This window comes from Streptococcus salivarius, assembly GCF_002094975.1.
GTDB classification, from domain to species: Bacteria; Bacillota; Bacilli; order Lactobacillales; family Streptococcaceae; genus Streptococcus; species Streptococcus salivarius_D.
Window position 1 is genome coordinate 1,836,455 of the sequence record NZ_CP015283.1, and the last position, 23,339, is coordinate 1,859,793.

The following is a 23,339-nucleotide window of genomic DNA, read 5'->3' on the forward strand; positions in this document are numbered from 1 at the left end:
AAAACTTTTCCCAAGTCTTTTTCTAAAGAGAGTCATCTACCTTTAACAAGGCTCTTGCTTGGCTCAAGGCAGCCTCCGTCACATTATCACCTGCTAACATCTTAGCGATTTCTTGCACCCTTTCCTCAGGTGTCAAGAGACGAACACGAGAGACAGTCGTCTCATTATCGCTTTCCTTAGAAATAAAGAACTGATAATCAGCAATGGCAATAACTTGTGGAAGGTGACTGATGGCCAAAACCTGACCATGACTCCCAATCTTATGAATTTTCTGAGCGATGGCTTGGGCAACACGACCTGAAACGCCAGTATCAACCTCATCGAAGACGATACTTGTTTTGTCTTCTTTGCGGGCAAAGGCTGACTTAATCGCTAACATGAGTCGAGATAATTCTCCTCCTGAAGCAACCTTAACAAGCGGTTTAAAGCCTTCACCTGGATTGGTTGAGATGTAAAACTCAACCTGCTCATTACCATCACGGTTAAATTTCCCTTTAGTAAAGGTAACTTTAAAATCAGCCTTATCCATGTAAAGGTCGCATAACTCGTTCTTAATCTCAGCTTCAAGGGCTGTAGCAATTTGATGGCGTGCCGTTTGTAAGGTCTCTGCAGACGCAAGCAGATCTTTTTCAAGTTGCTTAAGCTCTTGTTCCATCGCATCTGACGAACTGGAATTGCCAGTTAAAAGATTATATTCTTTACTTGAATTTTCCAGATAATCTAAGACGTCATCGACAGTCCCACCATATTTACGAGTAATTGCATTAATCGTATCTAAGCGGTGTTCAATCTCTTGCAAACGCCCAGCATCAAAGTCCAAATTATCCAAAAGGTCACCGAGTTGCTTAGTGACATCTTCCAAAACATAATAGGCTTCTGATAGATTTCCAGAGAGTTCTTTGTAATCTGAGTCATACTCTTCAAGAGACTGGAGGTCATTCATGGCAGAACGAACATTTGAAAGACTTGAAAAATCTTCATTATCCAGCATGACATAGGCATTTGTTAAGGTATCAGCAATCTGCTTATGGTTAAGAAGCTTGTCTCGCTCCTTCATCAATGCCAAATCTTCTCCTGATTTTAGAGAGACTGCTTCAATTTCTGCAATCTGAAAAGCTAGCATTTCAATTCGAGCCTTATGCTCCTGCTCATTTTTCTGCTTTTCAAGAACGGCTTTTCTTAACTCACGATAGCGGTCAAAATACTCTTGGTATTCTTTCTTAGTTTGGAAAAATTCCTTGTCACCAAAGGCATCAAGCATGGTAATATGCAGAGCAGGTTTCATAAGCTCTTCCTGGTCATGTTGTCCATGGATATCTACCAAGAAGTGCCCAACGGCTTTAAGTGTCGTTAAATTGACCATCTGTCCATTGATGCGACTAACACTTCTACCATTTTGGAAGATTTCACGACGGATAATCAATTCATCCTCGACAGGAATCCCATTATCTTCCAAGATACTAACCAAGGCAGGATTTTGTTCGATTGAAAAGAAGCCCTGAATCTCAGCCTTAGATGCTGAATGACGGACGACTTCGCTAGAAGCACGTGCGCCCAACATAAGATTCATGGCATCTATAATAATGGACTTACCAGCACCTGTTTCACCAGTAAGGACGGTCATACCATTCTCAAAGTTTAGAGAAATCTCTTCAATAATTGCGAAATTCTTTATCGTAATTTCGAGAAGCATAGGCCCTCCTATTCTTCAACCCACTTAATGATTTGCCCCTGTAGTTCGATGGCTGCTAACTCTGACTGAGCCACTAAAAAGAGGGTATCATCGTCAGCAATGACACTAAAAATCAAATGCTTGTACTCATCCAAAAGAATCTTCTTGATGAGACGGCTTGTCCCAGGTTGAACAACGATATTCATAAAGGCATGTTGACGATCAACACGCAACAAGCGACGGGTCACAACAGAAGTTCCACCCACTCGTCTAGGAGCAGTTGAGAGCCCATAGATGTATGAACCGTCTTCAGTTGGTACCTTGGTAATACCAATTTCATTGATATCACGCGATACTGTCGCCTGAGTAGCCTTTAATCCCTCATTTTGGAGTAATTTTACCAATTCTCCCTGAGTCGTAATTTTATTTTCTTGGACAATCTTTCGGATTAACTCCAAACGATCATTCTTCTTCATTCTTTTTAAACTCCTTATGTGCTTGTGCTACAACGTCCTTAATAGAGGTTTGAGCATCATTTTGAGGAGAACTTGTCTTCTCCAAGTGTGCGAGAAACTCAATGTTACCATGACCACCTTGGATAGGTGAAAAGTCCAGTCCCTTAACTGAAAAGCCATAGTCAACCGCAAAAGCTGTCACTGTTTCTAACACTTTTTCATGGACACTGCTCTCACGGACAATCCCGTTTTTCCCAATTTGTTCACGGCCCGCCTCAAATTGTGGTTTCACAAGAGCAACTACTTGCCCTCCATCAACCAATATCTTAGCCAAGGCCGGCAGAATCAGATTAAGAGAGATGAAGCTGACATCAATTGATGCAAAAGACGGTAGTCCTTCTGTAAAATCAATAGGTTCAGCATAACGGAAATTATATTGCTCCATGGAACGAACACGCTCATCTTGACGCAATTTCCAAACCAACTGATTGGTACCGACATCCACAGCATAAACCAGTTTGGCCCCATTTTGAAGCATAACATCGGTAAACCCACCTGTTGAAGCTCCGATATCGATGGTCGTCATGCCTTCAACTGACAGATTGAATACTTCCAAAGCTTTTTCAAGTTTAAGTCCTCCACGGCTCACATACTTGAGTTTTTCTCCTTTAAGCTTCAACTCTGTACCGTCGTCGATTTTTTCACCAGGTTTATCGTAACGTTCACCATTGATAACATTAACAACTAAACCAGCCATAACGCCACGTTTAGCTTGTTCTCGTGTTTCAAAAAGGCCTTGTTTATAAGCCAAAACGTCTACTCTTTCCTTAGGCATGGAGTCGTAACCTTTCTATGATTTCTATAATACTGTCTTTCTTAAAACCTTGAGTCTCAGCTAGATTTTGGAAAATAGCCTCCGCTTTATTAAGTGATTTCTCGAGGATAGCATGTGATTTTTCCAGACCAAGAAGAGCCGGATAAGTTGATTTTCCAGCAACTACATCTTTTCCAGGTGTCTTCCCAAGTTCTTCGAAATCAGCAGTCACATCCAAAATATCATCACGTACTTGAAAGGCAAGACCAATCAGGCGACCAGCTTCTTGAAGATTTTCCAAGACCTGTTGATCTTTTTGAGCAACAATACCTGCCGCCACAAAAGGAAAGGTTAAAAGCTTACCTGTCTTATGCTCATGAACCTTAGCCAGTTGCGATAAATCAAGTTCCTGACCTTCACCCTTCATATCCAGCATCTGACCACCTACCATACCGAAGGTGCCTGAAGAATGAGACAATGCTTGAATCAATTGAACTCGAATTTCTGCGGATAGGTCTGTTTGAGCCAGGAGGTCAAATGGATCCAAAAAGAGAGAGTCTCCAGCCAAGATTGCCGTTGCTTCATCAAATTTCTTATGGTTGGTTAAACGTCCTCGACGGTAATCATCATCATCCATGGCCGGCAAATCGTCGTGAATAAGACTTCCAGTATGAATCATTTCAAGACTTGCTGCGACATCGAAATGACTAGGAGTAAGCTCTAAACCAAAACCTTCAAGTAAATTTAAGAAAATCAGTGGACGAATACGCTTGCCTCCACTATCAACTGAATAAAGGATGGCAGTGATTAAATCACTTGATACAGGAAGATTCTTTTTTTGGTAATAATCACGGATAGCCGCATCAATTTTATTTAACTTGCTCATTAGGCATCCATTTCCGTTTCTGTACCATCTGCTTGCATGACCTTAACTAGTGTTTTTTCAGCATCTTCCAAGGTCTTCTGCAAATCTTTAGACAAGGCCATACCTTTTTGGAACTCAGCAATAGCATCCTCAAGAGCAACATCACCTGTTTCGAGCTTAGTGACGATAGCTTCTAAGTCCTGTAAATTTTCCTCAAATGTTTTTTTAGTTGACATTTTTCACCTCTACTTCTAGTTCTCCATCTCTCATTTGGACGGTTAATTGATCACCTTCGGTAATATTCTTCGTACTTGTTAAAGGTTTATCATCTTTCTTGACAATGGCATAGCCCCTTGCAACAATACGGCTAGTATCTAGAGACAATAAGGCATCCTGTGCCTTTTCTAACCTCACACGGTTACCATTAATGGTGTTCCTAGTTGTAGTCACCAATAAACGTTGCAAAGACTCTCGACGGTCTTGGTAGTTCTGAACACTAGTTAGAAGATTTAAGCCTTGTAATCGTTGTCTCAAAAGTTCCGCTTCTTTTTGTTTGCGTGCGAAATCTTGACTCATAAAGGTTTCAAGCCTTGTTGTTAGTCGATCCAACTTTTGTAGATAACCATCGTAAAGGCGTTCAGGTTGTCTAAAGACAACAGATTGTGACAATTTGGCCAAGCGTTCCTGATTATATTGTATACGTCTCAAACAGGCTTGATAGGCTCTATTTTGTCTTTCACGAATCCAAACCAAGGTATCAGCCTTTGATACCGGAGTAGCAAGTTCTGCCGCTGCGGTAGGCGTAGCAGCTCTACGATCTGCAACAAAGTCAGCCAAAGTCGTATCTGTTTCGTGGCCAACGCTTGAAATCACAGGGAGACGACTCTCAAAAATCGACTGAACTACAATTTCCTCGTTAAAAGCCCAGAGGTCTTCAATAGAACCTCCACCACGACCAACGATAAGTAAATCTAGGTCATCCCTTTGATTGGCTTTTTGGATATTTTCAGCAATTTCCTGTGCAGCTCCTTCACCTTGAACCTTGGTAGGAAAAAGTAAGATTTCTACCCCAGGAAAACGACGACTAACGGTCGTAATAATATCTCGAATAACCGCACCACTAGGACTCGTGACAACCCCAATTTTTTTGACAAAATTAGGCAGAGCTTGCTTATGACGATCATCAAAGTAGCCTTCTGCAGTCAATTTTTTACGAAGCTGCTCAAACTGGATGGCCAAAGCCCCAATACCATCAGGCTCAGCCTTCTCGATAATAATGGAATAAGAACCACTAGGCTCATAAATCTGGACCCGACCAACGACATTGATCTTCATCCCTTCTTCGAGTTCAAAACCAAGCTTTTTGAAAACTCCAGCCCAAATCGTCGCCTGAATAACAGCTCCTTCATCCTTTAGCGAAAAATATTGGTGACTCGGGCGTCGACGAAAATTTGAAACCTGCCCCGTCAAATATACCCTCTCTAGATAAGGATCACGGTCAAATTTCATTTTCAAATATTTGGTTAAGGATGTGACCGATAAATAGTCTGACACGACAACTCTCCTTTATTTAAGCTATCCTTGAAAACCTGAAGACATTAAAAAAGTTCTGCAGAACTATCATCCCCAAATCTTCTCAGTCGGCTTTTTAATTGTATACACGATTACTTAAAATTATACCAAAAAAGACTGTCAAAAGACAGTCTCAACCACCATTGTCAGGTGTTTTATATGGTTTCATTAATCGGTTGTATATTTTTTTGAAACAACGTCCCAAGAATCGCTTGAACCATCAATACCACCATAAGCTTCGAGTTGTCCCTTCTTGTCCACACGGAAAAGAAGAACATCATTACCATAGGCATCATAAAGTTGAGCATAAACTAGGTTATCATCATCATCCGTCCATGAATAGACATTCCAACCTAGATTCTTATAATTTTCTCCTGTTGACCCTTGTTCTTTAGCATAAGTAGAAACTACCCAGTCTTCCAACTGCTGGTCAGACAAGGATGAGGTATCAACTTGAGAAGATTGATTATCTGATGATGCTGCTGCTTGTTCCTTACTTTTAGCTAACTGACCATTTTTCCATGGATTTGTTACACTCTCTTTTTGGTTATTACTATACCACATCAAGGTAACCACAGGAATAACCACTGCAAGTACTGCAACAACTCCAATTACCCATCTAATGATTTTAGGATCTTTGAGTTTATCAAAACTCGAAACTTTTCTTCCCTTTGTAGTTTCATTTTTACGACGTCTAAATTCGCTCACAGCTTTTTCCTCTTTTTCTTGAAAGTAGTCCCTTTTTTTCTTTTCCTCTTGTTCCAAGAGTTTTTGCACTTCCCTACGACCCTGCGGATCACTCGTTTGAGCCAATGAAATCTGCAACTGAAAAATACGATTATCCAAAGCTTGCTCATATTCTTTGGCTGCTTCTCTATCACCATTATCAGCTAAGGCTCTCAGATACTCTTCATTACTGAATTCAGCCATTCACTATATCGCTCCTGCTTCTAAATCGTTTCTTCTATTTTCTTAAAGCCTGAGACTTTTGTCAAGTTACTAGTTTGTAACAAATTCTTACAGCTGTAAAAAGCCGAAGAAAGTCACATTCTCCAGCTTATTTCTTAGTTGTTTCTTTATAGTACTTACAATAACTTTGAAGAGGACATGTCTGACACTTAGGATTCTTAGCCAAACAATGATAACGTCCAAAGAAAATCATACGGTGATGACTGATAATCCAATCCCTCTTTGGGATTTTCTTCATCAGTTCCGCTTCGATTTCCTCTACACTAGCATCCTCTGGCACGATATTTAGCCTTTTAGATACACGTGAGACATGCGTATCTACAGCAATAGAAGGAATACCATAGACTTCAGCCAATACTACGTTAGCTGTTTTTCGTCCCACACCAGGTAGACTTTCCAATTCCTTATGCGTTTTCGGAACCTGTCCATCAAAATTCATCAAAACAGCTCTAGCAGTCTTGATGATGTTCTTTGCCTTATTCTTATAAAGACCGATTGTTCGCAAACACATCTCAACATCATCGAGATTAGCAGAAGCCAAATCCTCAATTTCTGGATAACGCGCCCACAAGCCTGGTGTAATCTTATTAACAGCCTTATCAGTTGTCTGGGCCGATAAAATAACAGCAACTAATAGTTGGAAAGGAGTTTCCCACTCCAACTCTCCATGAGCATTGGGAAACATCTCCCCCATGAGAGCTAGAGCCTCATTAACACGTTTTCTTCCTAACATTATTGGCCACCCCATAATTGACGGGCTGCATCCATACCTGTTTTGAAGTCATCCGAAACTTGGTGATGGTGCTTCTTACCTTGATGCTCCAAACGACGCTCTTCAACTTGAATTTTCGTCGTAATACCACTCAATTTCCAGTTACGCAGAACCCCTTTGATGTAATTCCAATTTGTCTTGCGGTTAAATACTGCTTCTTTCAAAGCCTCACGGATAAGTTCGGGATCAGTATGTTCTTCTTGGATTTCCTTGTTTAAATCTTCGATAACCATAGGATTCAAGATTCCCAAAGCTTGTTCTAACTCATCTGTTAACTGCTTGATGAGTTGTGTATTTGTTGGCTGACCAACTACAGGCCCGGTCGTTGTCTTTTCATTGCTCACTAACTTGTCCAAAACTGCCAAGGCAGGTGAAGCATCTACAACCATCTCAATTTCATTATTAACCTTAATAGTCGTGAAATCAAGGAGCCCAGCCTCAGTCAATGTCGTAATACTTTTATTAACCTCAGTTGGTGTCTTTCCAGTTGCTTGCGCTATCTGACTAGAAGCCACTTCTCCAATCTGAGTTGTTGTTTGTAGATAGAGAAACTGCCAAACGAGAAAGTCATCCGCAGATGGGAAAATATCCTTAAAGTGGAAAAATAAAGCATTAGGAAGGACCAGATTGCCTGATCGATACTGTTCAAAAAAACTCATATTTACCTTTCAGAGTAGCTAGACACCCCAAAAGTCTTTATGCGCTCACATAAGTCTTTTGAGACTGTCTACTACAAATAACCGTAGAATGAAAAATCGTCTTCCAACTCTTCTAAACGATAAGGTGTTTCTTGATATACCGCATAGTTAATCCAATTGCTAAAGAAGGCAGATGCCGCGAGATTCCAACGAAGTTTAGGCTCCTGATTTGGATCATCTCCTGGGAAATAGTTTGCTGGTACGTCTGGATCGATCCCTGCATCCAAATCTCTTCGGTATTCTCTTGCCAGAGTATCACGGTCATATTCAAAATGACCGAAACTATATACTTCACGAAGATTCTTACTTGCTAAAATAGATAAACCAACCTCTGGTCCTGACACAACAATATCTAAATCCGTCTTGTTTTTAATATCCTCGAGCGTAACCTCAGTATAGCGAGAGTGTGGTGACACAAAGCTATCATCAAAGCCATTCATAAGGAAGTTTTCAGGCATGTCAACCGTTTGTTTATAGATACCAGATAGTTTCTCTGACAATGGGACCTTGTCGACTCCATGCTTATAATAGAGACCTGCTTGAGCTCCCCAACACAGATGAAGGGTTGAATAGACATGCTTTTTAGACCAGTCAAAAACCTGTGTCAATTCTTGCCAATAATCAACTTCTTCAAAAGGCATTTGCTCAACAGGAGCACCTGTTACGATGAGACCATCATAATACTTATGCTTAATTTCATCAAAAGTCTTATAAAAGGTTTCCATATGTTCGGCATGGGTATTTTTTGACTTATGACTAGCCATATAAAGAAACTCGACGTTAATTTGAAGTGGCGTATTGGCCAAAAGACGTAGCAATTGAGTTTCCGTAACTTCTTTAGTAGGCATAAGATTAAGGATTAAGACCTCCATTGGTCGAATATCTTGGCTACTAGCTCTGTTCTCATCCATGATGAAGACATTTTCCGAACGCAATACATCAAGAGCTGGTAACTTATTATCAAGTTTTATAGGCATAACAATATCTCCATCCTTATTTATTCTATCTTCATATTATAAACCGGGGAGGTATTGTTATCAAATATATATTTTCTCTAGTTAGCTATAGCTTTAAACTATATTTAGAGGCCACCTTTGTTTTAAAAGAGTTAAAAAGGCCCTAAGGCCTTTTGTTAATTCATAGGTAGATTTACCCTGGGAAGTTCATCAATACTTTAGTATCGTAACCTTCAATAGCTTCACGTCCATTAAGACCATCAAGCTCAATCAAGAAGGCACAACCAGCAACGACACCACCTAGGCGCTCAATCATTTCAATTGTAGCTTTGACGGTACCACCAGTTGCCAAGAGGTCATCAACGATAAGTACACGTTGGCCTGGCTTGATTGCATCGGCATGCATACAAAGTGTATCAACACCATACTCTTTTTCGTAATTGGCTGAAATCACTTCACGTGGCAATTTACCAGGTTTACGAACAGGAGCAAAACCAATACCAAGTTCAAAAGCAACTGGACAACCAACGATGAAACCACGTGCTTCAGGACCAACAATCATGTCAATCTTCTTATCAGTCGCATACTGAACGATTTCACGGATAGCATAGCTATAAGCATTTCCATCAGCCATCAAAGGACTAATATCACGGAAAGTAACCCCTTCTTTCGGGTAGTTTTCAATAGATGCAATATAATCTTCTAATTTCATTTGTTCTTCCTATAGGCTTTTCGCCAAAAAAATATTTACATACCATTATAGCATGAAATAGTAAATTTAGAAAATGCTAACCCTCATTTCGAGACGAATCCTTTGGATTAAGACTCCCCTACTTATACAGCCAATCATAAATTTCCTGTGGTGTTCCCAGAGCCATGAGTTCTTGGAACTTAACTAGTCGTTTCAGATCTTGGAAAATTTGACTGTCCTCAATCTCACGTTTCTCAGCTTCTTTATTGACTGTCATAACACCATTATCAATAGCCACAAAATCCAATTCCTCAAAGATTTGAATCATCTTAATCAGGAGAATCTTGTCGATTTTAAGGTAATGACTGAGTTCATCCAATTTATAGCGAACATCGAATTCTGGGAATTGGTAAATGGTTTTATAGAGCCTTGCAAATTGCTCTCTTGTTCCATAACCTGTCAGATAATAGGCTTCCTTAATGCTATTTTTAAAATAGATAGCTTGGAATTCTTTACCATCAAACCACTCTTTTAATTCTGTCGCTGATTCAGGTAAGGTGTTGAGGACAACTGCAGGCTCGGTGTCTGCTGCTTCTTCTACCATTGGTACGCCTTCAGGCAGTGCCATATTTTTTGAGCGGAAATCAAATAATTGAACACCATCCACACGTGCATCTTCTAGCATGAGCTGTAGCGTTGTCTGACCATTCCAAACATTGACAGACAAGGTCACTGCCAATTCCAAACCTTGAGCTTGTTGAAATTCTTGAAGCAGATTACCTTTATTAAAAGCGACAACGTCAAAGCTATCCTTACCTTGCTTAACCTTAAACTTAAGATGGGCCCCATTTTGTCCCATTGTCCTAGCTTGAGTAACGGTAATATTATGTAGCCAAAAGACTGGCTTTTTATTATCCATACCAAAAGGTGCTAGTTTTTCAAGGCTCTTAATGGTATCCAAGCTAAGCTCGCTGAGTTGGAGCTCCTCGTCTAAATTAAGCGTATTTTTGGCAGTCGTGTCAATGTCATTATCATAAACATAATGACACAAGATTTCTGATAGTTGACCAAGATTTTCCTCCGGAAGAGTCATCCCAGCCGCTCCAGCATGTCCTCCAAATGCAGTAAAGATATCTCGGTGGTCATCAAGAGCATGGAAGATATTAATAGATTCCAAACTACGGGCTGATCCCTTAGCCAAGCCATCTTCAATATTCAAAACCACTACTGTCTGGCTGATTTGTTCCATGATGCGCCCCGCCACAATACCTAGAACGCCAGGATGCCAACCTTCCTTGGCTAAAACCTGAACTGGTTTGTCCAAGTCTACCATGGTCATAGCTTCGTCAAAGATTTTTTGAACAACTTCCTTACGTTCTTCATTTTTGGCATTGATTTCCAGAGCAATGGCTTGAGCTTCCTCATCGTCAAATCCGGTCAGCAATTCAATGGCTGGATTTGGATCATCTAAGCGTCCCAAGGCATTGAGTTGAGGAGCCAGTTTGAAACCTACCGTTTCTTCGGAAATCGTTGTTGGGTCCACATCTGAAATGCGGAGCAATTCTTGAAGCCCTATACGCTCAGTAGTCTTGAGAATTTCCAGCCCGACCTTGACCATAATACGATTTTCATCCGTAAGGCTAACCATATCGGCAATGGTACCAATGGCTACCAAGTCCAACATCTCTGTAGGAATAGTTTCAAGGAGGGCCGTTGCCAATTTGAAAGCTACACCACATCCTGCCAAATACTTAAAAGGATAATCGGCATCTGGATGCTCTGGATGGACAATGGCGTAGGCATCTGGAAGTTGTGCCGGCATACTATGGTGGTCTGTAACGATAACGTCCACACCTTGCTCTTGCGCATAAGCAATAGCCTCATTACCCGCTACCCCATTATCCACTGTAACAATGAGTGAAATGCCTTCCTGCTCAATGAAATACTTATAGACACTTTCGTTTGGCCCATAACCATCTGTAAAACGGTTAGGCAAATAGACTCGAGCTTCAGCGCCCATCATTTCAAGAGCTTCCTTGACAATCGATGCTGACGTCATCCCATCCGCATCATAATCTCCATAGACTAAGATTTGCTCATAATTTTCAATGGCCTGACGAATTCTAGCCACTGCCTTGTCCATATCATGAAGAAGATAAGGGTCATGAAGATGTGATAAATCAGCCTTAAGAAAGTCTTCAAGGGCTTCTGCTGTCGTCACGCCACGTTCATAAGCAATCTTGGCTGCTGTTTCTGCCAGTCCATGTTCTTTGGCAAGTTTAAAAAAGCCAGCATCTGGCTCTTTTGTGTTTATTTTCCAATCATACGTTGATGTAATCATGTTTTTATATTTTCTCCCTGTCATCTAGTCTACCTATTATAACATGAATAATTTTATCATAGTGGATAGAAGCCTAAGTTTCCTAAAAAGAGAATGGAAAACATCGAAAGGTGCTTCGACTCGTGGTACATTTCCAATTAATACCTACTTTTCTAGACTAAATAAAAAACTGGGTATTGCTCCTTATTTGACTCATGTTTTCTCAAATATTCTTCTCTTCTTTTTATCTAGGTCTATTCTACTATCATTTTCAAGTAATATTAGGAAAAACAAGAAAAGGATTCCCTATTTGGAAATCCTTTTCATCAATATTTATAAATCATCCCTGTACAAGCTTGCTCTGAGAGTTCGACAAAGCCCAAGGATTGGTAAAAGGCTAAATTTTTCTCGCTACGATCAGTTGCAAGGAGCCGTTGATAGACATTGGGGAAAGTTGCTAAAGCCTCTTCTAAGAGTTTCTTTCCGATCCCTTGGCGTTGGTGATCTGGTCGCACCAAGAGGTCCTGTACAAAAATGACAGAGTGGCCATCTCCTACTAAGCGAATATAGGCTACTAACTCTTCCTCATCATAGACTGCCAACTGCCAGAGACTAGCTTTGACAGCTTCTTCCAACATGGTTGGATTGTTAGTATAATTGGTCCAGCCGACTGAACTGTACAGTGCGAGTAGGTCTGTCATCTCTGGAATCTCTTTTTTATAATTTAACATCTTAACTCCTTTTTAACCTATAGTGCTGGAAGAAGGCGATATCCCGATAAGGGAACTCTTGGCAGGCTGCCAGCTCCATCTTGAGCATAGACTCTCGCCAGCCTTCTTGGCCCTTGAAGCGGTTGTCCTGCAAGGCATAAAAGACACGGATTCCTTGGTAGTCTTTAATTTCAAGAACTAGATTTTCTATTACTGCATCAAGATCATAGGCCTGAGCCAAACCCATGGAGTGGGTTTCCAGATCTTGGCCTGCTAGTAAATTGAGGGCCTTCTGAGTATCATTTTCAAAGACGACGGTCTGTAGGACTCGGCCGACTTCATTATGCTTGACGATAGAGAGCAGGCCTCCTGGTTTCAAGAGGCGGATGAATGCCTTGAGAACAGCCTTGCGATTCTCTACATACTCTAAGACATTGTGGCAGAGAATGACATCAAAGCTAGCATCCTCAAAGCTTTCTAACTGATCCAGACTCCCGACTAGTTGCTGATATGGGTGATCCTGAGTCCGCAAGGCTACCATTTCTTCATTGGGTTCTACAGCTAGAACTTGATTTTCTTGAGCCAAGTGGTTGGCCACAAGGCCAAAGCCACTGCCAAAATCAAGAACTCGCTTACCCTTGATATCCTGTAATTGGTCAAAAAGAATATCATAATAGATTTGACCCCAGGGTTGCTTGAGATTCTCTAAATACGCTTGGATATTTGCGGCCATCTAGTATCCTCCTATTTGTAGTTAAACACATTCGTAGCTAGTTTGTCCGAGATGCGTGGAAAGAGCGCATAGCCTTTGTGTGCAACTGCTAAGAGTCGTGGCAAGTTAACTTCACGTTTGTTTTTACCCAGAATACGGACAATCTTTTTAGCCACGTATTTAGGACTGAGGACAAACTTCTTAACACTTTCAAGATAGGCTCCAGAGGGATCAGCTTGATCAAAGAAGCTTGTCTCAATTGGACCAGGATTGACTGTAGTCACATAGACTCCTTTATCAGCTAGCTCCAGACGCAGGGCATTTGAGAAGCCAATTACCGCAAACTTTGTCGCTGCATAGACACTTGAGTTGGCTGTCGCAATTTTCCCCGCCATACTGGCGATGTTGATGATATGGCCATGGCCTTGCTCCACCATTTTCTCAGCCATCAGACGTGAAAAGGTCATCGTCGCAAAGGTATTGATATCAAACATATCACGGATCTCTTGGCTAGTGTAATGATCATAAGACTTGAATTCACCGAAACCAGCATTATTGATAAAGACGTCAATACGTCCAAATCGTTGATAGAGATAATCTACCATTTTTTTAATGGTATTGTCGTCTCTAAGGTCAATGGCAAGACAGGTTTTATTTTCCACATGACGATAACATTTCTCAAGTTTATCCTTATCTCGTCCTAAGAGGATAATGCCATCACTGGGTGAGAGCTGCTTGACAATTTCTTGTGCAAGCCCTCCTGAAGCACCAGTAATAGCGATAATACGTTGTTTAGCCATTAAATCTCTACCTCTTCTAAGTCACGAACGATATGGGTGTTTTCGAAAATCGTTTTGGCATCTGCTGCCATCTTACCGATATCACGCCCCAAGAAACGAGCTGATACGTGATTTAGAAGAAGACGTTTAGCTGACGCATCCTTAGCGACTTGTGCTGCTTGCATGTTGGTTGAATGCCCATGGCTCTTGGCAATTTTTTCATCGCCCTTACCATAAGTAGACTCGTGCACCAAGACATCTGCTCCCAAGCCAAGACGAACACTGGCATTCGTCTTACGAGTATCACCTAAGATAGTAATAACCTTACCTTTCTTAGGTGCGGAAATAAAGTCCTTGGCAATGATTTTAGTTCCATCTTCAAGAACCACATCTTGCCCATTCTTAATTTGACCAAAAAGAGGACCAAATGGCACACCTGCTGCTTTAAGGGCCTCAGCATCCAAGGTTCCTTCAAGATCCTTTTGAACCACACGGTAACCAATACAAAAAATGGTATGATCCAACTTATCTGCATAAACAGCGAATTTGTCATTTTCCATAACCAAGCCTAGCTTATGCTCATCAATTTCCTTAAAATGCACATGGTAAGGGAGACGTGTCCCAGAGGTACGAAGACTGGTCATAACGTATTGTTTAATACCAACTGGACCATAAACCTCTAAATCTGTTTGTTCTTCACTAGATTGGAAGGAACGGCTAGCCAAGAAACCAGGTAGGCCAAAGATATGGTCTCCATGCATATGTGTGATAAAGATTTTTTTAACTTTACGAGGTCTGATTGTTGTTTCTAAAATCTGACGTTGGGTACCTTCTCCACAGTCAAACATCCAGACCTCATTGATTTCATCGAGTAACTTCAGAACCAGACTCGACACGTTACGGGCCTTGGAGGGCTGCCCGGCACCCGTCCCTAAAAATTGTAATTCCATGACTTCCTATACTTTCTATCTATCGTTCTTCTTATTTCTGGACAATATAAGCCAAGCATTCACGCTGAGCAAAGCCATAATAAACGGTTTGCCCTTTATATTGAGACAAAAGTTCCACTAATTCATCTTGATTGAAGCTAGCCAACTTAATGACATTCCCTTTCAACTTAGTTACACGACTAAGTAACTGTGTCTCAGGTGTTAACTCTTCCAATACTTCTTCGTCAAAATCAACCTTGGTCATCTTAATTTGAGTGCCTTCAAGATAAACCTTATACTGCGGGAAAACTTGAGCAAGCTCAAACAAAATGCTAGCCGTTGGAACCTCTAAATGCTCGGCAAAGACTAAGGCCACCTCATCAGCATTTTCAAAGCAAAAACCATAAGATTTTCCTGACAGATTGAGACGAATAAAAGGCTTGTACTCATCAAAAGATGGTGCAGAATTAAAGAGGTTCAACTCTTTTGAAAGGTCCAAGTAGTAATCCGTCGCTGCTTCAGGAGATTGTTTTTGGTAAATCTCTGCAAAATAAGCATTAATCACGCTTGGTGGCGGCGTAATGAAGGCCAATTTTTGACTGTCCGAAAGGTCTGACAAGGTATTTTTCAAATAGACCTTATCTAAACTTGTAAAACCACCATATTTTAAAGCTAAATCCATATAATCAGTCATAAAATTCTTCCAATTTCCATTTATTTTTCGGTGAAATATAACCTGTAATTTTTTCCACTTCTGTCTCAAATGTGTAGCTATCTAACAAAGCTAATTGACTCAATTGATAAAGTTTATAAGCTTGATCCTGATGGACCTTAATACTAAAAGGTTCAAAAATCTGTTGAATTTCATCAATCAAGAGTCTTCTGAGTGCCTCACGACTTCCCTTGTCACGTGCAGAGAGGCGAACATTAGGAAAGACTGTGGCTACTAGATTATCAGCTACATCCATCTTATTGTAAATTGCTAGGCGAGGGATATCAGTCATGTCTAAGTCTTTTAGAATGTCTAAGACCACCTTCTCATGTTCTTCGTGATTAGGATCACTCGCATCAATGACATGCAAAAGAAGGTCCACATTACGACTTTCTTCAAGAGTTGACTTAAAGGCAGCAATCAATTCTGTTGGCAAGTCCTGGATAAAACCAACCGTATCTGTCAAGGTCACTTGAAACTGATCCTTTAAGTAAATTTTCTTAGTCGTTGCATCCAAGGTCGCGAAAAGTTCATTAGCCTCATATTGCTTATCATCCGTCATAAGGTTCATGATCGTTGATTTCCCAGCATTGGTATAACCAATCAAACCAATTTTAAAGGTACTTGAATCAACACGCTTTTCGCGAATGGTTTCTCGGTTCTTCTCAACAATTTTTAACTGGCGTTCAATATCAGCAATCTGGTTACGAATCGAACGACGATTAAGCTCCAATTGACTTTCACCAGGTCCACGGCTACCAATGCCCCCTGCTTGACGACTGAGCATAATCCCTTGACCAGCTAAACGGGGCAACATGTATTTAAGTTGAGCTAGGTGAACCTGAAGTTTCCCTTCATGGCTTCTGGCCCTCATGGCAAAGATATCCAAAATTAATTGCATACGATCAATAACTTTTACGCCAAATGCTGCTTCAAGATTGGTATTTTGACGAGGCGTTAAACGGTTATTGACAATGACCGTAGTAATCTCATCCGCATCCACCATGGCTTTAATTTCTTCTAATTTTCCTGAACCTACGAAAGACTTACTATCATAGCGTTCACGTTTTTGGGTATAGCTAGCTACAACCTCTGCTCCTGCAGTTTTGGCAAGACTGGCAAGTTCCTCCATTGACATGTCAAAATGCTCTATTTCTTGCAATTCAACACCTACTAAAATAGCACGTTCTTGCTGTTTGGCTGTCTCTATCATAGCAAACCCCTTTTCAAAATAGTCAACTTCTATTATACCACAGGCAGGGGCAAAGAAAAGGTCACAGGCCTTAATTTTTTTCAAAGAAAAACAAGTTGGATTAACCAACTTGCTCTTCTTAATGTTTACGTGTCGGTTTCTTTTTCGAACCCTTACGACGCTTGCCTTGATGAATGCTCGGCGTATTTTGAGAAATGGTTTGACGCAATTTCTCAGTGGCCTTATCAACCTTATCTTTAGCCTTGACCAATTCTTGAGAGGCCTTGGTAACACTCTTCGAAGGCTTGTTTTTCTTAGACTTGCTCTTAGAAACAGGTTTCACTTGACTAGTTCCAGACGTACGCATACGACGAGACATAGCCAGGAGAATTTTATTTTCCTCGTTGAGGTTAGTCTGATAAGCCATTGAAAGCACCAAACCAACACCAATCAAGTTAGAGATGAGTGATGACCCCCCTTGAGAAATAAAGGGCAAAGGAATACCTGTCAAAGGAAGAATTCCCACTGCTGCCCCAATATTTTCAAAAATATGGAAGACAATCATCATGATAAAGCCTGTCGAAATAAAGGTATAAAAACGGTTGTTAGATTTGAACGTCACTCGCAACATGCGGTAAATGAGGAAGAGATAGGTTAAAAGAACCAATCCACCACCTACCAAACCAAAATCTTCCGCAATGACTGTGAAAATCATGTCACTCTCACGAACTGGTACGTTCAACTCCAGATGATTAAAGCCTTTACCATAGATTCCTCCAGTACCAATCGAAATCATCCCTTGTGTCTGTTGAAAGGCGATACCGTCTGCATAAGTGAAGGGATCCAACCAAGCTGAGATACGGTTAATCTGGTAGGTTTGTACCCCCATCTTGAGCATAGCTTCCTTACCCCAATCTGTGGTAAATATCATTACAAACAAGGCTAACCCTGTTGCAAAAGCTAGAACTACCGGCAAGATAATACGCCAGGATATCCCCGAAACCACTACAATACCGGCTAAAATAGCCAGAAAGACTAAGGCAGTCCCCATATCTCCTTGAAGAACCAGTAAACCTAAAACAGGGAGTGTGACTGCAACATATTGGAAGAGCAGTAACCAGTCATCCTGTAGGTTGGTCACTTCCTTACCTTGCTTAGCCCAAACACCTATTCTCGATAGAAAAAGGATGTAGGATATCTTCATAAATTCAGATGGTTGAAAAAGGGTGACTGATCCAATGCTTACCCAGTTTTTGGCTCCCGTCGAGGCTACCAAAGCAGGAGAATAGAAAACGAGAGGTAGAACCATAAGCACCAGACCGAAAATATAGAGCCAGGGGGTTACCTTCCAAAGAAACTCTGTATTAAATAACATGACAACAAAAGCAAGTACTGAACCTAGAAAAATCCATAGTACTTGCTGAGACATGACTTGCACAAGATTCTTTGGGTAATCAAAATTTGTCGCTATAAATATCGAAACCAAACCAACCAGTAGCAATATGAGAACTGGCAGGAGAATCGAGTAATCTATCCGACTTTCAATAGTATTTTTTGACTTAGCCATGTGTACTCCAAAATAAAGATTTAGCAAGAGTTATTATACCACTTTTTTACCCAGACAAATGACCTGAATGTATAAAAGTTAGACAATTTTTTACGAAAAAAGCAACCACAAAAGTGATTGACTTCTTTCATTCATTACTCTTAATTTGACACGTAGCCTTTTCCTTGAGCGTTGAAGTATACCCATTGCCCTGAAGGAATTTTAACCCAACGATTAATAGCCTTTTCCCCTGTATGAACATCATAGTAAGAGATTGAGCCATCAGGATTCGTAGCAGTTGCCCCCTTCACTTGCTTACCAGTTTGGTCAAAGTAAAGGTGTTGACCGTTGATCGTCTGTTCGCCAACAACAACTTCACCCTTGGCATCTGCATAATACCAGTTGTTATCTCCACTAGTGAAGAAGGTTGATACTAACTTATTACCAGTATTCCAATGGTAGTATGAGCGACTACCATTCGCATTTGTTGCGAAAGCACCTTTAACCTGCTTACCATCAGTATCAAAGAAGAGTTTTTGACCGTTGATAACTTGAGCTCCTGTAACGACATTACCCCTATCATCAGCATAATACCATCTATCATGACCGGTAGCGAAGAAGGTTGATACCAATTTATCACCGGTATTCCAGTGGTAGAATGAACGACTACCGTCAGTGTTCGTTACGAAGCCACCCTTAACTTGGCGACCATTAGCATCAAAGTAGAGGTGTTGACCATTGATGACCTGAGCACCTGTGACATTACGTCCATATGAGTCTGCATAGAACCAGTTGTTGTCCCCAGTAGTATAGAAGCCTGGTGTATGTGCCTTAGTCACAACACCCTTAGCATCGACATTAAAGGTTTGACCATCAACTACTAGTGATGTATCAACAAGTTTCACACCTGTGATTGCATCGTAGTATGAAGTCGTACCATCAGGATTGTTCACGAACTCACCTTTAACTTGTTTACCTGATTCATCAAAGTAGAGTTCGTCTCCATTGATGGTTTGCGCACCACGAAGAACGTCACCTTCGTTATTTGCATAGTATGTAGCATCACCAACTTGGAAGAAGCGATTCTTAACTTGAACACCTTTTTCATTGAAGTAAAGGTTTTGTTTACCTACCTTAGTAAACCCAGTAGCAACATAGCCTTTATCATTGGCGTAGTACCAATTACCATCTTGTTCAAAGAAGCCTGAGTACTTACGTTCGCCTGAATCACCACAGAAGAACATTAAATGGCCGTCTTTTGTAGGAACGAAGACACCTTTAGCTTGGTAACCATTATCATAGAAGTATTTTTCCTTACCTTCTACTTCAGTCAAACCAGTAGCCATGATACCACCCTTGAAGAAGTATTGGTAGAATTTCTCTTCCTTACCACTATCATCTTTAACGGTAACTTCTTTCCAACCAGTTTGAGTCGTCAATTTACCTGACTTACCATAAACCAATGATTGACCTTTGGCATTTTTTCTGACACCATCAGTAAACATGACACCATTTGGCAAGAAGAAATAGTTAGAACCATCGATAGTTTGTTCACCAGTTACAAGGTAACCCTTATCGTTAAAGTAGTATTGCTTACCGTTATAAGTTACAAACTGACTCTTAGCTTGAGTACCTGATGTTGTGTAATAAGTTACACCTGTACCATCATAGGCAAAACCAGTCTTAGCTTTTGTATCACCAGTCAAGGCTGCTGGGAGGAAGGTACCTTTATCGTTAACGGTGAAGTACAATTTACCATCGCTGAGAACATAGTCAGAACCACGTTTTTGGATGTTTGTACCGTTAAAGTATTTAGCTTCCCACTGTTTAATCTTCACAGATGGATCAATTGTCTTACCAGACGCTTCCATAACTTCTTTGAAGATTTCTGGATAAAGTTTTTGAAGTTTGTCGAGGAAGGCACCACCGTACTGGGCTTGGAAATCATTACCTGATGACTTGGTATTTGTCACATAAAGTTTATTAACCAAGCTAGTATCATCAAGGACCTTACCATGTGTATCAGTACGCGTAGCAGTCACTACTTCTTTACCTGGAAGGGTGTACAATTGGTCTGGAACCCAGTCAGCAATGACCTGAATACCTTGTTTGTGAAGAGCCTTGAGGGCATCACGAAGGTCTTCTTTTGAACCGTATTTATTGTTTTTGCTCATGGCAAAGTCGTAACGGTCTGTGAAGGCATAACCATTTTCAATAATAGAATCAAGGAAAGTGCCATCCTTAGATGAGACATATTGAGGTGCAATCTCAAATGACGTAATACCCCATGACTTGAAGAGGTCTGCGTTAGCTGCAATCAATTTGTTAGTGTATTGACTATCCTCTTTGACAAAGTCTTGGAAGTTTGAGAAGCCTTCGTAAATCACTTGTGCTTCAAGTGCTGCAGAAGAGCTATAAACCTTATCCCCTTCTTTATAGGCTTTTGTTGATGGTTTAGCAAGAACGTTTTGATCGTCAGTCGCACCTACTGGTACCCAAACTGAAAGGTAACCACTCATATCAACAGTCTTAAAGCCTTTGATTTCATCAGCTGTGAAGACAAGATTTCCTTGTGCATCTGTGTATTTAACAATCTTAGTATCTGAATCATTCAATGATGACACAATACCTTTTTCCGTACCAAGCAAGAGTGGACGATAAGCTTGATTCTTGTGGGCTGCACCCATATTTACAGTAATAGTTTCACCATCTGCTAATTTCAAATCCGGGTTATTAGCAATAAGGGTCAACATACCTGAATTGCGACCGTATTTTCCACCTTCTGTATCTGTCTTAGACATCAAATCTTGACCATAACGGACAGAGACAAGAACTTCTTTATTGTCTTTAGCAGATGATACCCCATCACCAGCAAGGTTGTGGATATAAGATGTTTGACCACCAGCTACATACTTAGGACGCGCTTTAAGAAGAGTTGTGATTTGATCAAAGTATGGTGATTTCTTAGCCATGTATTGACCATTATCAGTATACAAATCTCCATAATAAACACGTGTTGCCGCACCCATTGTTTGAAGCATCAAAGCATAGGCAGCAGGAATATTTGAATGCGTATATTCCTTATCAACTTTCAACATATCAGCATTATAAATATCGAAAGCTTGTTTCAATTGATCTAATGTGAAAGTGAAACCATCTGTTGTAGGATCAATTTTTTTACTGATAATGTCTGCGATAACCGTTTGAACTTCTGAGTCATGTGCACGAACAAAGAGGTAGGTTGCAAAACCAAGTTGATCATATGAAGTGACTTCTGCACGGTTTGAGAGACCGAAATAACCTCCGTTAATAAGGTCCTTCATTGATGCATTACGTGCACCTGTACCTTTATTAGTTACTGGACGAGTTAATCCGTGAACAATTGACAAACGGAGACCATTATCCATAGAAAGAGCTGCTGTGTTGTGCTCATTCACATAATATGGGTCATTGTGTGACCATGCTTCAAGAATAGAGATATTCGCAAGGGCACGAGCTTCCGACTCATTAACCTTGTATGCAGCCTTCATGTATGAAGACACTAATTGAAGCATGTCAACGCTAACATTATCCACAGCATCAACACGTATACCATCAAAGTGAGCATCCTTGTCCTTATCACCAAAGACGATTTGTCCCCAGTTCATAAAGTAATACAATTGGTTAAGCATTTCTGCTTGAACGACTGGATTAGAGTTGTCAATGTCATTTGAGAGCAAGAATTCATAACCACCATCGCTACCATTAACAATCTTATGATTTTTAATATAACTTGTCGCCGTTTGATTAAGCTTACGATAATCAGAGTTAGCCCATTTAGTTGAATCGCTGTTCACAAAAAGAAGCGCACCTTTTTGGAAGTGTTCCTTACCTGGCGATTCAGAATTAATGTTCCATTTATCTTGGTCTTTAACAAAAGCCTCGATTGACTGACGCAACCAGTCTGTTGACTTATTAGCAGCAATCTTAACTTCAATCTTACGTTGGAGGATTTGAGCTGCGGCATTCAAGCTAGCTTGAGAATTTTCAATCGTAAAGACATCTTTTGTTTCTTCACCGTTGCTAAGAGCCTTAGTCATGTAATTCAAGTAAGCTACTTGAGTATCCTTATCAGGCCACCAAGACATCAAAAGTGGACGAAAATCTTTTTCAGTTGACGCTTTCCAAGTTGTACCAGCTTCAAGGATTTCTTTTGGACGGTACCAACTGTCTGCTGTCAAATAACCATCAACAAGTTCAAAGCTTGCTTTAGTTGAATCGTAGGCAGCATTATTTTTTGTAAAATCAGTGACTAGATTTGTTGTTTCTTGTGTAAATGAATACGTTGATGTGCTTGAAAGGGCACCATTTTCATCAAAATAAAGGACCTGACCATTTACAGTAATGGCAAAGTTTTTCTTGTGTGATCCATCTTCTAAAAGATAGTAATATTTACCATCTTTTTCTTTTTTAATATTATCGAGTGAGACTGCAGCCTTAATTTCGGCTTCAGAAAGCTCTTTAGACTTCTCAGTCGTTGGAGCAGCTACTCCAGCATTTGCAGCGACTTCTGATGTTGTAGCTGTTTCTGGTTTAGTAGCAACTTCTGGCTTAGCAGTCGTTTCAGGTTTGGCTTCAACCTCTACTGCTGCAGCTCTATCACTAGTTGTTCCTGAATTTGGTTGAACTGTCGTTCCAGCTGGTTTGTCAGCAGTAACTTCTGCTCGCTCTGTTGTTGTGGCATTTGAAGTATTTGCAACCTCAGTTGTTGTGCCTACCTCTTTTTCAACCACAGGATTTGTATTTTCCCCGACCGTAGTTGTTGAAGGTGATCCATTAGAGTTATTTGTTTCTTCTGCCGAAGCGAGTGAAGATGTGGCAACACTACCACCAACAATGGTAGCCAAAGCTACTGAAGCGACAGCCAAAGTAACCCACTGCTTCTTCACTTTGTGCAGTTTATAGCGTACTTTATTTTCCATATTCAATTTTTCCC

19 protein-coding genes and 1 pseudogene are annotated in these 23,339 nt (G+C 40.6%); all 20 read right to left on the minus strand.

Annotation, left to right across the window (positions count from 1 at the left end):
* Nucleotides 1-22: 22 nt before the first annotated feature.
* The 20 genes and pseudogenes from recN to V471_RS08740 all read right to left on the minus strand — a co-directional run bounded on the left by recN (nt 23) and on the right by V471_RS08740 (nt 23,325).
* A complete protein-coding gene (gene recN, locus V471_RS08645; protein ID WP_004182651.1) occupies nt 23-1,693 on the minus strand; it encodes a DNA repair protein RecN in 1,671 nt (556 codons plus the stop codon).
* A gap of 8 nt (nt 1,694-1,701) precedes the next feature.
* Nucleotides 1,702-2,148 (minus strand): arginine repressor, encoded by a 447-nt coding sequence (locus V471_RS08650; RefSeq protein ID WP_004182652.1) that lies wholly within the window; start codon nt 2,146-2,148, stop codon nt 1,702-1,704.
* Complete coding sequence (locus V471_RS08655; protein ID WP_022496507.1) at nt 2,135-2,962, minus strand: TlyA family RNA methyltransferase; 828 nt, start codon at nt 2,960-2,962, stop codon at nt 2,135-2,137. The genes V471_RS08650 and V471_RS08655 overlap by 14 nt, the downstream gene beginning before the upstream one ends.
* Nucleotides 2,955-3,827 (minus strand): polyprenyl synthetase family protein, encoded by an 873-nt coding sequence (locus V471_RS08660; RefSeq protein ID WP_037601093.1) that lies wholly within the window; start codon nt 3,825-3,827, stop codon nt 2,955-2,957. The genes V471_RS08655 and V471_RS08660 overlap by 8 nt, the downstream gene beginning before the upstream one ends.
* The gene (locus V471_RS08665) at nt 3,827-4,042 is read right to left on the minus strand and encodes an exodeoxyribonuclease VII small subunit (RefSeq protein ID WP_002884058.1); all 216 of its coding nucleotides are present in this window, start codon (nt 4,040-4,042) and stop codon (nt 3,827-3,829) included. Before V471_RS08665 ends, V471_RS08660 begins: the two co-directional genes overlap by 1 nt.
* Nucleotides 4,032-5,360 carry an exodeoxyribonuclease VII large subunit gene (xseA, locus tag V471_RS08670; protein ID WP_013990727.1) on the minus strand — a complete coding sequence of 443 codons (1,329 nt, stop codon included), beginning with the start codon at nt 5,358-5,360 and terminating at the stop codon, nt 4,032-4,034. Before xseA ends, V471_RS08665 begins: the two co-directional genes overlap by 11 nt.
* Nucleotides 5,361-5,546: 186 nt before the next feature.
* Nucleotides 5,547-6,308, minus strand: a complete 762-nt coding sequence (locus V471_RS08675; RefSeq protein ID WP_084871407.1) for a hypothetical protein — start codon at nt 6,306-6,308, stop codon at nt 5,547-5,549.
* A gap of 127 nt (nt 6,309-6,435) precedes the next feature.
* On the minus strand, nt 6,436-7,080 hold the full coding sequence (gene nth / locus V471_RS08680; protein WP_002884001.1) for an endonuclease III: 645 nt from the start codon (nt 7,078-7,080) through the stop codon (nt 6,436-6,438).
* Nucleotides 7,080-7,778, minus strand: coding sequence for a DnaD domain-containing protein (locus V471_RS08685; RefSeq protein ID WP_004182658.1), 699 nt, complete (start codon nt 7,776-7,778; stop codon nt 7,080-7,082). The genes nth and V471_RS08685 overlap by 1 nt, the downstream gene beginning before the upstream one ends.
* Before the next feature lie 71 nt (nt 7,779-7,849).
* On the minus strand, nt 7,850-8,794 hold the full coding sequence (gene metA / locus V471_RS08690; RefSeq protein WP_070575083.1) for a homoserine O-acetyltransferase MetA: 945 nt from the start codon (nt 8,792-8,794) through the stop codon (nt 7,850-7,852).
* Nucleotides 8,795-8,966: 172 nt separating this feature from the next.
* Entirely contained in the window at nt 8,967-9,485 is a 519-nt protein-coding gene (locus V471_RS08695; protein ID WP_070439027.1) for an adenine phosphoribosyltransferase, read from the minus strand.
* 118 nt (nt 9,486-9,603) lie between these two features.
* A complete protein-coding gene (recJ, locus tag V471_RS08700) occupies nt 9,604-11,805 on the minus strand; it encodes a single-stranded-DNA-specific exonuclease RecJ (RefSeq protein WP_084871408.1) in 2,202 nt (733 codons plus the stop codon).
* 305 nt (nt 11,806-12,110) lie between these two features.
* Complete coding sequence (locus tag V471_RS08705) at nt 12,111-12,515, minus strand: GNAT family N-acetyltransferase (RefSeq protein WP_045001800.1); 405 nt, start codon at nt 12,513-12,515, stop codon at nt 12,111-12,113.
* 1 nt (nt 12,516) lies between these two features.
* Nucleotides 12,517-13,227: a class I SAM-dependent methyltransferase gene (locus tag V471_RS08710; protein ID WP_014633247.1), complete on the minus strand. Its 711-nt coding sequence runs from the start codon at nt 13,225-13,227 to the stop codon at nt 12,517-12,519.
* Nucleotides 13,228-13,238: 11 nt separating this feature from the next.
* Nucleotides 13,239-14,006, minus strand: a complete 768-nt coding sequence (locus V471_RS08715; RefSeq protein WP_014633248.1) for an SDR family NAD(P)-dependent oxidoreductase — start codon at nt 14,004-14,006, stop codon at nt 13,239-13,241.
* Complete coding sequence (gene rnz, locus V471_RS08720) at nt 14,006-14,935, minus strand: ribonuclease Z (protein ID WP_045001803.1); 930 nt, start codon at nt 14,933-14,935, stop codon at nt 14,006-14,008. Before rnz ends, V471_RS08715 begins: the two co-directional genes overlap by 1 nt.
* A 31-nt stretch (nt 14,936-14,966) precedes the next feature.
* Entirely contained in the window at nt 14,967-15,608 is a 642-nt protein-coding gene (locus tag V471_RS08725; RefSeq protein ID WP_045001806.1) for a cystathionine beta-lyase, read from the minus strand.
* Nucleotides 15,601-16,839 carry a GTPase HflX gene (gene hflX / locus V471_RS08730; protein ID WP_049528888.1) on the minus strand — a complete coding sequence of 413 codons (1,239 nt, stop codon included), beginning with the start codon at nt 16,837-16,839 and terminating at the stop codon, nt 15,601-15,603. The genes V471_RS08725 and hflX overlap by 8 nt, the downstream gene beginning before the upstream one ends.
* A 376-nt stretch (nt 16,840-17,215) precedes the next feature.
* Nucleotides 17,216-18,385: pseudogene (locus tag V471_RS08735) on the minus strand (FtsW/RodA/SpoVE family cell cycle protein); the annotation flags it as partial.
* A 140-nt stretch (nt 18,386-18,525) separates the two neighbouring features.
* The gene (locus V471_RS08740; RefSeq protein WP_045768851.1) at nt 18,526-23,325 is read right to left on the minus strand and encodes a glycoside hydrolase family 70 protein; all 4,800 of its coding nucleotides are present in this window, start codon (nt 23,323-23,325) and stop codon (nt 18,526-18,528) included.
* Nucleotides 23,326-23,339: the final 14 nt, after the last annotated feature.

Coding starts and splice junctions, on each gene's coding strand:
- recN (WP_004182651.1), bottom strand. CDS start 1,693: ATGCTTCTCGAAATTACGATAAAGAATTTCGCAATTATTGAAGAGATT.
- V471_RS08650 (WP_004182652.1), bottom strand. CDS start 2,148: ATGAAGAAGAATGATCGTTTGGAGTTAATCCGAAAGATTGTCCAAGAA.
- V471_RS08655 (WP_022496507.1), bottom strand. CDS start 2,962: ATGCCTAAGGAAAGAGTAGACGTTTTGGCTTATAAACAAGGCCTTTTT.
- V471_RS08660 (WP_037601093.1), bottom strand. CDS start 3,827: ATGAGCAAGTTAAATAAAATTGATGCGGCTATCCGTGATTATTACCAA.
- V471_RS08665 (WP_002884058.1), bottom strand. CDS start 4,042: ATGTCAACTAAAAAAACATTTGAGGAAAATTTACAGGACTTAGAAGCT.
- V471_RS08675 (WP_084871407.1), bottom strand. CDS start 6,308: ATGGCTGAATTCAGTAATGAAGAGTATCTGAGAGCCTTAGCTGATAAT.
- nth (WP_002884001.1), bottom strand. CDS start 7,080: ATGTTAGGAAGAAAACGTGTTAATGAGGCTCTAGCTCTCATGGGGGAG.
- V471_RS08685 (WP_004182658.1), bottom strand. CDS start 7,778: ATGAGTTTTTTTGAACAGTATCGATCAGGCAATCTGGTCCTTCCTAAT.
- metA (WP_070575083.1), bottom strand. CDS start 8,794: ATGCCTATAAAACTTGATAATAAGTTACCAGCTCTTGATGTATTGCGT.
- V471_RS08695 (WP_070439027.1), bottom strand. CDS start 9,485: ATGAAATTAGAAGATTATATTGCATCTATTGAAAACTACCCGAAAGAA.
- recJ (WP_084871408.1), bottom strand. CDS start 11,805: ATGATTACATCAACGTATGATTGGAAAATAAACACAAAAGAGCCAGAT.
- V471_RS08705 (WP_045001800.1), bottom strand. CDS start 12,515: ATGTTAAATTATAAAAAAGAGATTCCAGAGATGACAGACCTACTCGCA.
- V471_RS08710 (WP_014633247.1), bottom strand. CDS start 13,227: ATGGCCGCAAATATCCAAGCGTATTTAGAGAATCTCAAGCAACCCTGG.
- V471_RS08715 (WP_014633248.1), bottom strand. CDS start 14,006: ATGGCTAAACAACGTATTATCGCTATTACTGGTGCTTCAGGAGGGCTT.
- rnz (WP_045001803.1), bottom strand. CDS start 14,935: ATGGAATTACAATTTTTAGGGACGGGTGCCGGGCAGCCCTCCAAGGCC.
- V471_RS08725 (WP_045001806.1), bottom strand. CDS start 15,608: ATGACTGATTATATGGATTTAGCTTTAAAATATGGTGGTTTTACAAGT.
- hflX (WP_049528888.1), bottom strand. CDS start 16,839: ATGATAGAGACAGCCAAACAGCAAGAACGTGCTATTTTAGTAGGTGTT.
- V471_RS08740 (WP_045768851.1), bottom strand. CDS start 23,325: ATGGAAAATAAAGTACGCTATAAACTGCACAAAGTGAAGAAGCAGTGG.